Origin of the sequence: Streptomyces sp. NPDC058665, from assembly GCF_042714995.1 — a bacterium.
Classification (GTDB): domain Bacteria; phylum Actinomycetota; class Actinomycetes; order Streptomycetales; family Streptomycetaceae; genus Streptomyces.
Map to the genome: position 1 here is coordinate 1 of NZ_JBHXRX010000057.1, position 14,234 is coordinate 14,234.

11 protein-coding genes and 4 pseudogenes are annotated in these 14,234 nt (G+C 71.5%); 3 read left to right on the forward strand and 12 right to left on the reverse strand.

Annotated elements, in window-relative coordinates:
* Positions 1–98 precede the first annotated feature (98 nt).
* A pseudogene (locus ACFWV8_RS29450) lies at positions 99–473 on the forward strand (transposase); the annotation flags it as partial.
* 413 nt (positions 474–886) lie between these two features.
* On the opposite strand, the pseudogene ACFWV8_RS29455 reads toward ACFWV8_RS29450, so the two are convergent.
* Positions 887–1,087: pseudogene (locus ACFWV8_RS29455) on the reverse strand (hypothetical protein); the annotation flags it as partial.
* A 110-nt stretch (positions 1,088–1,197) separates the two neighbouring features.
* Here ACFWV8_RS29455 and ACFWV8_RS29460 point away from each other — a divergent pair.
* Together ACFWV8_RS29460 and ACFWV8_RS29465 are read left to right on the forward strand one after the other, a co-directional pair.
* Positions 1,198–2,715, forward strand: a complete 1,518-nt coding sequence (locus tag ACFWV8_RS29460) for an MFS transporter (RefSeq protein ID WP_384210527.1) — start codon at positions 1,198–1,200, stop codon at positions 2,713–2,715.
* A 17-nt stretch (positions 2,716–2,732) separates the two neighbouring features.
* Positions 2,733–3,278 (forward strand): TetR/AcrR family transcriptional regulator, encoded by a 546-nt coding sequence (locus ACFWV8_RS29465; protein WP_384210532.1) that lies wholly within the window; start codon positions 2,733–2,735, stop codon positions 3,276–3,278.
* Positions 3,279–3,433: 155 nt separating this feature from the next.
* Here the strand turns inward: ACFWV8_RS29465 and ACFWV8_RS29470 are convergent, their stop codons facing one another.
* The 11 genes and pseudogenes from ACFWV8_RS29470 to ACFWV8_RS29520 all read right to left on the reverse strand — a co-directional run bounded on the left by ACFWV8_RS29470 (position 3,434) and on the right by ACFWV8_RS29520 (position 14,234).
* Positions 3,434–4,396 (reverse strand): LD-carboxypeptidase, encoded by a 963-nt coding sequence (locus ACFWV8_RS29470; RefSeq protein WP_384210535.1) that lies wholly within the window; start codon positions 4,394–4,396, stop codon positions 3,434–3,436.
* A pseudogene (locus ACFWV8_RS29475) lies at positions 4,393–5,460 on the reverse strand (S9 family peptidase); the annotation flags it as partial. The pseudogene ACFWV8_RS29475 and the gene ACFWV8_RS29470, both read right to left, overlap by 4 nt.
* 231 nt (positions 5,461–5,691) lie before the next feature.
* Positions 5,692–6,639, reverse strand: a pseudogene (locus ACFWV8_RS29480) (LpqB family beta-propeller domain-containing protein); the annotation flags it as partial.
* Positions 6,640–6,650: 11 nt separating this feature from the next.
* The gene (locus ACFWV8_RS29485) at positions 6,651–8,003 is read right to left on the reverse strand and encodes a M20/M25/M40 family metallo-hydrolase (RefSeq protein ID WP_384210674.1); all 1,353 of its coding nucleotides are present in this window, start codon (positions 8,001–8,003) and stop codon (positions 6,651–6,653) included.
* Between the two features lies 1 nt (position 8,004).
* The gene (locus tag ACFWV8_RS29490; protein ID WP_329379293.1) at positions 8,005–8,838 is read right to left on the reverse strand and encodes a M55 family metallopeptidase; all 834 of its coding nucleotides are present in this window, start codon (positions 8,836–8,838) and stop codon (positions 8,005–8,007) included.
* Positions 8,839–8,882: 44 nt separating this feature from the next.
* Complete coding sequence (locus ACFWV8_RS29495; RefSeq protein WP_384210538.1) at positions 8,883–10,037, reverse strand: MFS transporter; 1,155 nt, start codon at positions 10,035–10,037, stop codon at positions 8,883–8,885.
* Positions 10,038–10,213: 176 nt separating this feature from the next.
* Positions 10,214–11,119 carry an ABC transporter substrate-binding protein gene (locus tag ACFWV8_RS29500; RefSeq protein ID WP_384210541.1) on the reverse strand — a complete coding sequence of 302 codons (906 nt, stop codon included), beginning with the start codon at positions 11,117–11,119 and terminating at the stop codon, positions 10,214–10,216.
* Positions 11,120–11,185: 66 nt separating this feature from the next.
* Positions 11,186–11,929, reverse strand: coding sequence for an ABC transporter ATP-binding protein (locus tag ACFWV8_RS29505; protein WP_384210544.1), 744 nt, complete (start codon positions 11,927–11,929; stop codon positions 11,186–11,188).
* Positions 11,926–12,795 (reverse strand): ABC transporter permease, encoded by an 870-nt coding sequence (locus ACFWV8_RS29510; protein WP_384210548.1) that lies wholly within the window; start codon positions 12,793–12,795, stop codon positions 11,926–11,928. The genes ACFWV8_RS29505 and ACFWV8_RS29510 overlap by 4 nt, the downstream gene beginning before the upstream one ends.
* A gap of 7 nt (positions 12,796–12,802) precedes the next feature.
* A complete protein-coding gene (locus ACFWV8_RS29515; RefSeq protein WP_384210554.1) occupies positions 12,803–13,831 on the reverse strand; it encodes an ABC transporter substrate-binding protein in 1,029 nt (342 codons plus the stop codon).
* 274 nt (positions 13,832–14,105) lie between these two features.
* On the reverse strand, positions 14,106–14,234 hold the full coding sequence (locus tag ACFWV8_RS29520) for a hypothetical protein (protein ID WP_329379306.1): 129 nt from the start codon (positions 14,232–14,234) through the stop codon (positions 14,106–14,108).

Here is a 14,234-nt window from a genome sequence, read left to right on the forward strand (position 1 = left end):
CACGAACCACCGCCACCCTGACACAGCGTCAGCAAACTAGACTCCGGAAAGGCCCTGTGACCAGGACAAATGGAGAAGTGCAACTGGAGTACTAGGCAGTCATGGCCAAGATCCGTGTCCCCAGGACTGGAGCAGGACGGCCGAGAACCCGACCGGATGCGGTCCTCGCGGATCGCGCATACTCCTCCCGCGCAATCCGTGGGCATCTTCGTCATCGCGGAGTCCGCGCAGTCATTCCTCAGCCCGCCGACCAGATGGGACATCGTCTACGACGAGGCCGTGCCGGAGGCTGTCCGCCCGGCTTCGACGCAGACGTATACAAGCAGCACAACACCGTTGAACGGTGCATCAACCGGCTCAAGCAGTGGCGCGGTCTTGCCATGCGAAGTGACAAGCCGGCCATTGCCTACCGAGCCGCACTCCATCTCGCCGCCATCTTGATCTGGATGCGCCCACGCCCGGGGCACACCTAACAAGGGTGCGACCTGACTCACCTCGGGGCAACGGCGCCAGCCGCACTTGCCTTTGCCCTGCACTCCGAACACCGCCTTGCCCCTCTTGCGACGAACAGGTGCCGATACACCGTCACCTGTCCCTTGCGGATGCCGCAGAGCGTGGCCTTCTCCGCCAAGGCGTGCTCCAAGGCGGGCGCGTTCGTCTCACGACACGCAGCAAAGGCAGAAGCTTCAGCGCGAGCGAGGCCCTCATACAGCGGAAGCCATCGCCAAGGTTCGACATTCCATCACTCTCGCACGACGCCCCCAGCTCTGGAATCAAGGAGACACGCTCTAGGTGTATTGGCTCGCAGGGTTGTTGACGCGGGTGATGGGGGCTTGCCTCCGAGTGCGGTGTGGCTGCGATGGTGGCAGGCCGCCGGCCTTTGATGGGGCCGCTGCCATGGTCGCCCCACTTTGGCCCGTGGTACCCGCAGGGCGGCCAGAAGGGTGGGAGCCAGGCCCCCTCGTGGCCGACCCAGTACCTGGCCATCTGCCGAGTGCGCCCAGGTGCCCTCCGCTTTGCGGCGCGCGAAGCGCTCGTATGTCGTCTGCCACGGTTCGTGGCGTTCTGGCAGGTCGCGCCGCGGAGCGCAGAAAAGCCCACGTCAGCGATCCGTTGCCGTGAGTACAGTTTCATAACTATACCTTTCGTAAGGTACAGTTATGGGGTCGTGACGGTCTGCCTGAGAGGCACGCGGAGATGGTTCTGAGCACGAAGCGGCGCTGGCTGCTGCTCACGGTGGTGAGTGCGGGGCTGCTGTTGATCACGCTGGACAATTCCATCCTGTACGCGGCGTTGCCCACGCTGGTGGAGGATCTCGGCGCGAGCAGTTCGGAGAGCTTGTGGATCATCAACGCCTATCCGGTGGTGATGGCCGGGCTGCTGCTGGGCAGCGGGACACTGGGGGACCGGGTGGGGCACCGGCGGATGTTCCTGATCGGGCTGGTGGTCTTCGGGGCCGCCTCGCTGGCCGCCGCGTTCTCGTCGAACCCGGAGGCGCTGATCGCGGCGCGGGCGTTCCTGGCGGTGGGGGCGGCGGCGATGATGCCCGCGACCCTGGCCCTGATCCGTGTCACGTTCGAGGACGAACGTGAGCGCAACGTCGCCATCGCCGTCTGGGGAAGCCTGGCGATCGTGGGCAGCGGGCTGGGCCCGATCGTCAGCGGCATCCTGCTCAACAGCTTCTGGTGGGGGTCGGTCTTCCTCATCAACGTCCCCGTCGTCATCGCCGCGATCATCGCCACGCTGGTCCTCGCGCCCTCCAACGACGCCGATCCCTCCAAGCGCTGGGATCTGATCTCCTCGCTGCTCGCGCTCGTCGCCCTGGTCGGCCTGGTGATCGCGATCAAGGAGACCGCGAAGACCACCCCCGCCCCCCTCGTCATGGCCACCGCCGTCCTCGCGGCGGCAGTGGGCGGGTGGGCGTTCGCCAGGCGGCAGCGCCGCCTGCCTTACCCGCTGCTGGACTTCGCGATCTTCCGCAACCAGGCGTTCCTCGCCGGCGTCCTGGCCGCCGGGCTGTCCATGTTCGCCATCGCCGGTATCCAGTTGGTCACCACCCAGCGCTTCCAGCTCGTGGAAGGCTTCACCCCGCTGCGCGCGGGGCTGCTGGTCGCCGCCCTCGCCTTGGGGTCACTGCCGACGGCCATGGTCGGCGGTGCCGTTCTGCACAAGGTCGGTCTGCTGCCCATCGTCGCGGGCGGTCTCGCCCTCAGCACGGCCGGCGCCGCGGTGGTTCTGGTCAGCTTCAACACGAGCATGGAACTGCTGGTGACCGGGTTGCTGATCACCGGCGCCGGGCTCGGGGCGGCAATGTCCGTCGCCTCCAGCGCGATCATGGGCAACGTCCCGGCCCGCCGGGCCGGCATGGCTTCCTCCATCGAGGAGGTCTCCTACGAGTTCGGCAGCCTCATCGCGGTCGCGCTTCTCGGCAGTCTCCTGACCGCCGTCTACAGCACGACCATCGACCTGCCCGCCGGGGTGCCGGACCGGGCGCGCGACAGTCTCGACGCCGCGCTCGCGCTGGGCAAGGACAATCCCTCGCTGATCACCGCGGCCTCCAACGCGTTCGACAACGCGTACTTCGTCGTGATGGTCGTGGTCACCGCCGTGATGGCCGTCGGCGCGATCGCCACGGGTCTGCTCCTGCGCCGTCACGGGCCCGGATCAGCCCTGACCGCCGCCGCGCACGCCGCCGCAGTCCCAGCACACCACTGACCGGACCGGGAGCAACCATGCGGACCAGCAAACGAACCCAGATCCTTGAAGCGGCCGCCCGCGTCGTGGAGCGCGAGGGCGTCAAGAGCGTCACCTTCGACTCCGTCGCCGCCGAGGCCGACCTGACGAAGGGCGGTCTCCTCTACCACTTCGCCTCCCGCGACGACCTCGTGCAGGCCATCCACCAGCATCTCGCCGATCAGTGGGAAGCGGGCATGACCGCGGCGGCGGGAAAGCCCGCGACCGAAGCCACCGCCGCCGAACGGCTCACCGCCTACACCCGCGTCGCGACCCAGAGCGCCACCCGCGCCGAGTTGCTGTTCATGCTGGAAGGAGCGACGACCGCCGAACACGCCGCCCCCTGGGACGCGGTGATCGAACGCTGGGCACCGCCTCCCGCCCCAGCCATCGACGACCCCGCCGCGCTCGACCGGTTCATCGCCCGCCTGGCCGCCGACGGACTGTGGCTGTACGAATCCCTCACAGCCGAACGTCTCGACCCCGACCTCCGGCAAGCCATCGCCGAACGCATCGCCGGCACCCTCAACCGCGACGGCGACTGACCGCGGGACAGTCCGCCGACAGCCCGCAGTTCATCCCCGTGCTGGGTGCTAGGCCGTGTCTTCGAAGTCCCGCCTGGCCCGCGGCGCCTGGCAGGCGGACGGCGCTACTTCGAAGACACGACCTGGTCCGTGGGCCCGTCAGCCATCGCGCCGGCCTAGTTCGCCAGCGCCGGCACGTCCAGCGTGAGCGTGGCCCCGCCGTCCGACGCGTCCAGGACCGCCGGCACGCCCAGCGGCACCGTCAGGTTCGTCGGGCCGTGGCCGAAGCCCAGTTCCTCCGCCACCGGGACGCCGAGACCGCCGAGGCGGTCGAGCATCAGGGTCCGGACCGCCTCGTACGGGCCGCAGCCCGCCCAGGAGCCGAGCGCGACCCCGGCGACCCCGTCCAGCCAGCCGGAGCGCAGGAGTTGGGTGAGGATCCGGTCCAGCCGGTACGGCTCCTCCTCGATGTCCTCGATCAGCAGCAGGCCGCCGGCGGCGGACGGGCGCGCGTGCGGGGTGCCGAGGTCGGCGGCGAGCAGGCTGACGCAGCCGCCGAGGGTGACGCCGTGGGCCCGGCCGGGAACGAGCGCGCCCGCCGTGTCCAGGCCGATGGTCCGGACCGTCTCCGGTTCGAGGAGCGTCGCGCGCAGCGACTCCTGGGTGGCCGGGTCCTTGAGGAAGGTCAGGGCGGCGACCATCGGACCGTGCAGGGTGGAGACTCCCGCGCGTACGGCGAACGCCTCGTGCAGCGCGGTGATGTCGCTGTAGCCGACGAAGACCTTCGGGGGCGCCGCGCGTACGGCGTCCCAGTCGAGCAGGTCGGCCATGCGCTGGGCGCCGTAGCCGCCGCGTGCGCACAGGACGGCCGAGACCGTGGGGTCGCACCAGGCGTCCTGGAGGTCGCGGGCGCGCGCCTCGTCCGATCCCGCGAGATAGTCCAACTCCTGGTGCAGGTCCAGGACATGGGGTGCCACGACGGGGTCCAGGCCCCAGCCGCGCAGGATGTCCAGGCCCGCTTCGATCCGGTCGGCGGGCACGGGGCCGCTGGGTGCGACGACGGCGACCTTCGCGCCGGGCCGCAGCCGGGGCGGGCGCACCAACGGGCCCACGGAAGAGCCGGGGGACGCGGGCGTCACTTCCTCAGCTCCAGCACCGGGACGTCGGGGCGGCTGATCCCGAACGTCCGGGCGTACAGGGACAGTTCGGCCTCCAGCGCGCGGACCATCGTGTCCGCCCTGCGGAAGCCGTGGCCCTCCCCCTCGAAGGTGAGGTACGCGTGCGGGACGTCGCGCCCGGCCAGTTGGGCGAGGAAGCGTTCGCACTGGACCGGCGGGCAGATCACGTCGTCCAGCCCCTGGAGCAGCAGGAACGGCGCGGTGATCCGGTCGACGTGGTTGATCGGCGAGCGTTCGCGGTAGCGGCCCGGTACGTCGGCGAAGGGACCGACGAGCGACTCCAGATACCGCGACTCGAAGTCGTGCGTCCCGTCGGAGACCCAGGTCGACAGGTCGAGGATCGGGTAGATGACGGTGCCGCACGCGTAGACGTCGGTGGAGGTGAGCGACGCGGCGCTGGTCCAGCCGCCCGCGCTGCCGCCCCTGATCGCGAGCCGCTCGGCATCGGCGGTGCCCTCGTCGGCGAGGGCGCGCGCGACGGCCGCGCAGTCCTCGACGTCGACAACACCCCACTGTTCACGCAGCCGTTCGCGGTAGGCGCGTCCGTAGCCGGTGGAGCCGCCGTAGTTGACCTCGGCGACACCGATGCCGCGCGAGGTGAAGTAGGCGATCTCCAGGTCGAGTACGAGCGGGGCATGGCTGGTGGGCCCGCCGTGCGCCCATACGACGTACGGGGGCAACTCCTGGGCGGGCGCGCTGTGGTCGGGGCTGTGCGGCGGGTAGATGTGGGCGTGGATCTCCCGGTCGCCGGGGCCGGTGAACGTACGGATCTGCGGCTCGGGGTAGTACACGGGGTCGACCGGGTCGTCGTGCGCCGAGCCGATGACCCGGGCCCGCCCGGTGGCGGTGTCCAGCTCCACGATCTCGTACGCGCTGCGCGGGCTCGCGCCGACGCCGATCACGCGGGTGCCCCGGACGGCGAGGGTGGCGGCCCATTCGGTCCAGGGCCCCGCCGCGTCGGCGAGTTGGCCGGTCTCGGGGTCGAGGATGCCGAGCGCGGTGGCGCCCTTGCCGTGGGCGGCGGCGCTGCAGGCGGCGGCCATAGGGCGGCGCCTCTAGAGGGGGACGCTCCAAAGCGCGGCGCCGCAACCCACCGAGAACGACACGCGCGCGGGGGGGGGGGCGTGGGGTTGTGTTGGGGGGGGGGGGGGGGGGGGGGGGGGGGGGGGGGGGGGGGGCGGTCGGGGGGGGGGGTGTGGGGGGGGTGGGGGGGCGGGGTGGCGGCGCGGGGGGGCGCCGTGGCGGTGGCCGCCGCCTAAAAGCCCGTCCCCCATCGGCCGGAACCACTGGAGGCCGATCTTCCACAGCGGTCCGCCGAACTCCTCGTCCACGGCCGGGCTCAGCCGGGTGGGCGCGGTGACGCCGCCCGGGGCCGACGCGTCGATCCGCAGCTGGTGCAGCTGCCACCAGTCGCCGGGGTCGGAGACGTACAGAAGGGAGCCGTCGGACGCCCAGTCGGCCTGTACGACGGCCTCCTCGGGGCCTCCCGCTACGGTACGGACCCCGGTGACGGCGTCCGTACCGGCGGTGTCGGCGAGCAGCAACTCCGTGCCGTCCCAGGGCATTCGGGGGTGGTCCCAGGCGATCCAGGCGACATGCAGGCCGTCCGGTGACAGCCGGGGTCCGGTGACGAAGCGGTGCCGGCCGTCGGAGAGTTCGGTCACCGCCGCGCGGTCGTCGGCGGCCGAGCCGTCCAGCGGTACGGAGGCGATGACGCGGCGTACGTCGGTGGGCGACTCGCCGGTGAACTCCTCCAGCACGCACCAGACATGGCCGGTGTCGAGCCGCAGGTGCGGATCGGCCCAGCGCTGGGTGCCGGTCCGCCGGCCGTCCGGTGCGGGGGCGGGGGTGAGCGGGCGCGGCGGCCCGTCGCCGTCCGGCTCGTAGGCGTAGAGCCGCTGGTCCGGGAGGTGCGCGAAGACGATGAGCGTGGAGCCGTCGTCCCGTACTACCCCGTCCCAGGGCCTGCCGCCGTACTCGATGACCCTGGTGCGGACGTTCCAGGGGGCGGGCAGGACCGATTCCTCTCGGCCGTCGGACCGGCGGCGTACGAGGACGCGCCGGCCTTCCTCCGTGGGCCGGGGTTCCGTCCACCACACCTCGTCGCCGACGGTGCCGACGTACTCCGGCCGCCCGTCGTGCGAGGCGGCCAGCGCGGCGTCGACCGGTGACGGCCATGATCCGTACGGCGCGATCCGCTGCATGCCCAACTCCCCTACGCGGTCTGGAGATAGTGGTCGAGAACGCGGACCCCGAAGTGCAGGGCGTCCACCGGGACCCGTTCGTCGACGCCGTGGAAGAGGGCCTGGTAGTCGAAGCCGGGGGGCAGCTTCAGCGGCGAGAAGCCGTAGCCGGTGATACCGAGCCGGGAGAACTGCTTGGCGTCGGTGCCGCCCGACATGCAGTACGGCACGACGTGCCCGGCCGGGTCGAACCGCTCGACGGCCGCGCGGAGTTTGGCGTACGTCGGTGAGTCGACCGGCGCCTGGAGGGGCACCTCGCGGTGGTGGAACTCCCACTCCACGTCGGGTCCGGTCAACTCGTCCATCGTGGTGCGGAATTCGTCCTCGCCGCCCGGCAGCATCCGGCCGTCCACATACGCGACGGCCTGACCGGGGATCACATTGACCTTGTAACCGGCTTCCAGGACCGTCGGGTTGGCGCTGTTGCGCACGGTCGCCTCGACCAGCGCCGCCGCGGGGCCGAGCTTGGCGAGCAGTGCGTCGGGGTCGAAGTGCTCGGACTCGACGTCGGCGTCGAATCCATGGAGGGCGGCCAGCTCCTTGAGGGCGGCACGGACGGTCGGGGTGAGCCTGAGCGGCCATTCGTGGTGGCCGATGCGGGCGACGGCCGCCGCGAGCCTGCTGACCGCGTTGGCGCGGTTGACCTTGGAGCCGTGGCCCGCCCTGCCGTGTGCGGTGAGCTTGAGCCAGGCGGTGCCGCGTTCGCCCGCCGCGACGGGGTAGAGCGTCATGCCGGGCCCGGCGTGGAAGGTGAAGGCCCCTGACTCGCTGATGCCCTCCGTACAGCCCTCGAAGAGCTCCGGGTGGTGGTCGGCGAGGAAGCCGGAGCCGTCGATCGCGCTGGCCTCCTCGTCGGCGGTGTACGCGATCACGATGTCCCGGCGCGGCCGGACGCCGGCGCGGGCCCAGGCGCGGACGACGGCGAGCACCATCGCGTCCATGTTCTTCATGTCGACGGCCCCGCGACCCCATACGACGCCGTCCCTGACCTCGCCGGAGAAGGGGTGCACGGACCAGTCGGCGGGTTCGGCGGGTACGACGTCCAGATGGCCGTGGACCAGGAGCGCGTCGGCTGTCGGGTCGGTGCCCGGGATGCGTGCGACGACGTTGGTGCGGCCGGTGGTCCGTTCGAGGAGCGCGGGCTCCAGTCCTGCGGCGGCCAGCCGCTCGGCGACGTACTCGGCTGCGGGGCGCTCCCGGCAGTCGCCGCCGCCCCGGTTGGTGGTGTCGATACGGATGAGGTCGGAGGTGAACGACACCGCCTCGTCCAGCGCCACCATGTCGATGGGCTCCGCCCGGTCCGTACTCGCGTTCTCCTGCGTCATGTCAGCCATACTGCTCCTCCACCGCGGCCGAGACGATCGTGGTGACCGCCTTGAAGGTGCGAATGCCCTCGTACATGGTCCCGCTCGTGTACGCGACCCGCCGTTCACCCGCGCGCACCACTCCGGGGACGACGGTGGAGGCGGCGGCGAGATGCTCGGCGTCGAACTCCAGCTCGACGGTGTAGGGGCCGACGGCGACCGGTTCGTACCGTACGGCCAGCGCGGTGGCCTCCTTGGCCGCCGCACGGATGGCGGCGGCGGTACGCGCGGGGGTACGGCAGACCGCGGCGTACCGCGAGACATGGTCCTTGACGGCGACCTTGCGGGCGCCCGCCGCGTACCCGTCGGCGTCCGCGCAGGTCAGATCGTCACCGGTGACGAGGACGACGGGGACGCCGTACTCGGCGACGACCTGCGCGTTGAGCAGGCCCTCGCTCGCGCGGGCGCCGTTGAGCCAGACTCCGGTGATGGAGTTGGCGAGATAGGTGTGCGCGAGGACGCCTTCGGTGCCCGCACCCGTGTGGTAGCCGACGAACGCGATCGCGTCGACGTCGCCGTGCTGGACGCCCTCCACCATGCTCAGCGACTTGTGACGGCCGGTGAGCATCTGGGCGCGCTCGTCCAGCTCTTCGAGGAGCAGGTTGCGCATGGTCCAGTGCGCCTCGTTGATCAGCACCTCGTCGGCGCCCCCGTCGAAGAAACCGAGGACGGCGGCGTTCACGTCCGAGGTGAACAGCGCGCGGCAGCGCTCCCACTGCGGCGTCCCCGGCAGGACGTCGGCCGGCCAGGTCACCCCGGTGGCGCCCTCCATGTCGGCGCTGATGAGGATCTTCATTTCGCCCACGCTACCCGCCGCCGAATCCCCCGGCCAGAGACCCTTCACGGACCGCCAGGACCCGGCCGGGCCGCCCCGGACACGCTCCGTGCCGATATGACGAGTACGGCCAGCGCCACCAGCGGCGCGCCCGCCGCCGCCGCGAACCCGAGGTCCCCGTAAGCGTGGTACATCGGCAGCCACACCGGCGCCGCCGCGGCTCCTCCGAAGAACTGGGCCGACAGGGCGAGGGACGCGGCGCCGCCCCTGTTGTCGGGTGCGCTGGTCACCGCCAGCGTGTTGGTGACCGAGCGCAGGCCCGTCACCGCCGCGCCGACCAGCGCCACGCCCGTCAGGAGCACCGGCAGGCCGGTCGCGAAAGCCGCGGTCACCAGCCCGGTGACGAGCGCCGCGTTGGACGCGATGCCGGAGAGATGCGGCCCCTTCCCGGCGAGCAGACGGCCCGCCAAGGGCGCCGCGCAGATACCGGCCAGCCCGAAGGCCGAGCTGAGCAGCCCGGTCTCCACCGGACCGAGACCGAACCGGTCCCGCGCGCGGAGCACGAGCATCACGGTCAGCCCCACCGACGCGAGATAGCAGAGGAACGACACCGAACAGGCCAGCAGCAGACGCCGGTTGGCCAGGGACCGCCACGAGGCGGGCGCGGTGGCGACCCGCCGGGTGGCCGAGGCCGACGGGGGGAAGCACACCAGCAGCAGTCCGCACAGCCCCGGCACCACGAACGCCAGCCGCCAGTGCACCGCCGCGCCCATCCCGCTGAACAGCGGGCTCATCCCCTGCCCGGCCGCCTGCGCTGCGGCGAACCAACTGAGGGCACGGCCCAGCCGCGCCCCGCCGACGAGGTCGGAGATGGCGGCGACCAGCAGCGGGGTGGTGAAGGCGTTGGCCGCGCCCTGGAGCGCGCGGGCGGTCAGGAAGAGATCCATCGTCGGAGCCACGGCGCACAGCACCGTCGCCACCACGAACCCGGCGAGCGCCACACGCATCACCCGTCCCCGCCCCCACCGCTCCGCCAGCGTGCCGCTGACCAGCATCAGCGCGGCGAACGGGAGCATGTAGGCGGTGACGGCGCCGGCCGCGAGCCCGGGTGTGCTGTCCAGCCCGGCGGCGACCTCGTGGACGATCGGCGTGACCATCGTGCTGCCGTAGGGGCCGAGGAACCCGCCCACGTACAGGGGCCACACCCGTAGGTCACGCACAGTCGGACCCCTGTCGGGAGAGGAGCGGGAAGGGAGCGGGCGAGAAGCAAGGGCGGGATGGGACGGCGGGGAGGGATGGGAGGATGCGCGCAGACCCGCGGGGGCCGTACGGCGGTTCCAGCGCCGTACGGCCCCCGCGCGTCGCGGGCCCGCGCCCCCGGAGCCCGTCTCCCGGGTCAGGCCGGCAGCAGATTGTCGACCAGCGTGTTGTACGAGGAGCCGTCCTCCTTGATCAGGTCCCAGCTCCGCATCCAGTCGAAGGTCCGCTGGAACTGCCCCTGCGGGTACGGCGAAGGCTCCACGAACCGCAGGCGCCACCGCGCGAAGTCCGACGGCTTCAGATCCGGGTCGATCTCCGCCGGGACCTCGCCGATGAGGTGGTGCAGGTACGGGAACGGGTCCTCGTTCAGCTTGTGCACGGCCTTGACCACGGCGCGGTTCAGCGCGTCGTAGGTGTCCGCGTCGACCTCGGGGGAAGCGATCTCCGAGCCGACGTAGAACGCCTCGGTGAGGAGCTGGTACCCCTGCTTCTGCGCCACGGTGATCCACGGCTCCATCAGCGCGGCGGCCGGCACCCGCCCGTCGCGCAGCGCCTCGAACCGCTGCTGCGGCCCGCCGACATGCACGACCTTGATCTCCTCACGCGGCAGGAAGCCCTCCAGGGCCTGGAGCGCGAGATAGTGCGAGCCGTGGTGGAAGTTCACCGCGACCGCTTCACCGGCCAGGTCCTGCGGGTGCACGGCCGGGGAGTCGGGCCGTACGAAGATGGCCTGGCTGCCGACCGCCGCCCGCTTGCCGACGACCCGGCCGCCGACCTCGGTGTCGTGCGAGCGGCGGATCTGCCCCCACTCGCAGGCGCGGTACAGCGAGGCGTCGCCGCTCTCGAAGTTGGAGCGCACGGTGCCGAAGGCGCTGACCAGTTCGTGGTCGTCGAGGAAGGTGACGGCGGCCTCGTACCCCTTGGGCACGAAGTCGACGTCCAGCCCCTCCTCCTCGTAGTAGCCCTCCTGCTGGGCGACGAGCTGCGGGAGGGAGAAGACCAGGGAGAGCGTCTCCATGGTGATCTTTTTCCTGGGTGCCATGACGGACACCTTTCGTCTCGGTGGGCAGGACCCGGGGCGGGTCCTGTGACAGTGGGGCGCGGGCGGTCAGCCCAGCGCGGCGAGGATCTTGCTGTGGAGATCGAAGACGGCGCGGTCCTCGGGCAGCCGGGGGCGGGGCAGGCCGACGGTGAACTCCTCGCGGATCACGGCGGGCCTGCCGTCCAGCACGATCACCCGGTCGGCCAGGAAGGCGGCCTCCAGCGGGTTGTGGGTGACCAGCAGTCCCGTCCGGGGTCTCGCGGTCCACAGGTCCTGGAGCAGCAGCCGCAGCCGGCGCGCGGTCAGCTGGTCCAGCGCGCTGAACGGCTCGTCGAGCAGTACCAGTTCCGGCTCCACCGCGAACGCGCGTGCCACGGCGGCCCGTTGGCGCTGCCCGCCGGAGAGCACGGACGGATAGCGGTCCGCGTGGTCGGCGAGTCCGACGGCCGCCAGGGCGGGCCCAGCCCCGGCCGGGTCGAGACCCGCGCTGCGCAGGGCCAGTTCGACGTTGCGGCGTACGGAGACCCAGTCGAGCAGCCGGGGCTGCTGGAAGACGACGCCCAGCCTGCCCTGTTGGCTCCCGCCCGTCTCCACCCGTCCCGCGTCCGGCTGTTCGAGCCCGGCGACCAGATGCAGCAGGGTGGTCTTGCCGGTGCCCGACGCGCCGACGACGGCGACGAGTTCGCCCTCCTCGACCCGCAGCCCGAAGTCTTCGAAGACGGTCTCGCGCTGTCCGGTCCGGCCGGTGGTGAAGCCCTTGGTCACGCCGTCGAGGACGACGCGCGCGGAGTTGGTGCTCGGCGTGCTCATACGGCGGTCACCTTCCGCCAGCGGTTCAGCCGCCGTTCGAGACCTTGCAGGACGCCGTACTCCAGCACGCCCATGACCAGCGCGAACAACAGCGTCCAGCTGAGAACGGCGGCGACGTCCTGGGCGGCGAACTGGTTGTTGAGCTGATAGCCGATCCCGCTGGACATGCCGAACATCTCCACCAGGACGATCACCTTCCAGGACAGCGAGAGACCGAGCCTGGCCCCGGACAGCAGCGCCGGACGCAGCGCGGGCAGCCAGAGGTGGCGGAGCTTGTAGCGGGCCGGGAAGCGGTAGACGTACGCCATCTCCCGCAGGTCTCCGTCCATGGCGAGCGTTCCCTGATAGATGCTCAGGGTCAGCGCGGGCGCCGCCGACAGGGCGACGGCCACCACCGGGTTGGTCAGCGAGATCCCGAACCACATGACGCACAGCAGCGCCCAGACGAGGCCGGGGACGGTCAGGCCGATCAGCACGGCGGGCTCGAAGAACCGGCGCACGAACTCCACCCGGCCCATCGCGATCCCCACGACGACGGCCACGGCGAAGGCGAGCAGAAAGCCCAGGGAGACCCTCAGCATCGTGACGCCGAGCGACTCGTAGAACACCGGGTAGGTGACCGCGTCGGTCAACGCCTGCCAGATCACCGGCACTTGGGGCATCAGCGGACTGTCGTCGCGCAGCGCGAGCAGCTGCCAGCCGCCGATGAGCACGACGAAGAACGCGATGACGGGCAGGACGGTCGTGGCCAGTCGGCGAGCGGCCGGACGGCCCGCACGGCGCGGGGGCGGCGGGCGGGGCGGGTCGTCCGGGGACACGGCGGCGGGCGCGGCCGTCCGCGGACTCTTCAGCAGATTCGATGTCACGTCCGGTTCACCCCAGCGAGCGGTAGACGGTCTTGTCCGGAACGGACTTGATGAGCCCGGTGCGCGCGGCGACCCGCAACTGCTCGCGCAGGTTGGCGAACGAGGTCTCGTTCCACTCCTGCGGGTAGATCCCCGCGAGCCGCTCCGGCAGCAGTGCGATGGCCTTCTTCTCGGCGGCCGGAACGCCGTACGACGCGTGCAGTTCGGCGAGCACCTCGGGGCGGTCGGCGATGTGGTGGTGGGCTTCGAGGCGCAGCGCGGCCAGGGCGGCGGCCGTCTTCTTGTTGCCGTCCACCCAACTCCGCTGGCCACCCTGGCCGTTCAGCAGGAGCTGGGCGTCCGAGCCGGTGCCCTCACGCCACAGTTCGGTGACGGTGGAAAGCTGCCTGGCGCCCTTGGCGACGAGCCGGGTGGCGTTGGGCTCGATGGTGATGATGGCGTCCACGTCGCCGCGCTCGAAGAGCGCCAGACCGGCCAGTACCGCGCCCGGATGGGCCCGGTACTCCGCCTCGAAGTCAACTCCGTTGACGGCGGTGGACAGTTGGGTCGAGCGGTAGGCGTCGCTGTTCTTGGGCGGGGTGGCTATCTTCTTGCCGCGCAGATCCTTGATCGTCCGGTACGGGCTGTTCTCCGGCACCAGCCAGCGGACGTGGTTGGCCAGGCTCGCGGAGAAGATCACGACATCGGCCCCGGCCTCCAGCGCGACGGCGGCTCCGATCGGTCCCATGCTGGCGACATCCAACGCCCCGGACAGCAGCTTGTTCTGCACATCGCCGGGCCCGGTGCCCGCGACGTACGACAGCTTCAGGTCTCCCGTCAGCCGCAGCTTCTCGCTGATGGGCCTGATGACCGCGCCGGCCGTGCCCGCCTGGGTGTCCTCGACCCTGGCGGACAGACCGCCACCGCCGGAGCCGGAGTCGTCGCTCCCGCAGGCCGAGAGCAGCGGGCCGAGGCTCGCGGCGGCCAGACCGTATCCGCCGGCGCGTAGCAGACCCCGGCGGCTCAGGGTCCCGGGAAAGGGGTGTGCGGGATGCATGGAGTGCTCCTCGGAGGGTGTCGCGGTCAATGGGCCGCGCGGGAAGGCGGGCGGAGCGCGCGCCGGGCGGGCGGTGGGGCGGCGCGCTGGAGCGTTGCGCGGCGGCACGACGGTGGGCCGACGGAGCAGCGGAAGTGAACGGTCAGCTGTCGCCCGACAGAGAGTCGGCGACGGGGAGCGGCGGGGCCGCCCGTTCAGAAGGGTGTGTGCTGTGGGACGGAGAGCCGGCTCGTGCGTGCGCGCCGGTCCGTACGAGGCGTCAGAGCGCCAGGCGTCAGAGCGCCGGACAGCGGGGAGAGGCGGAACAGCCGGGATCGCCCGGACACAGCCCGCCGGCGAGGAGACAGAGGTCCAGGTGGTAGCGCCGGGTGAGGCGCGGTGCGTGCGCCAGTTCAATCGTCAT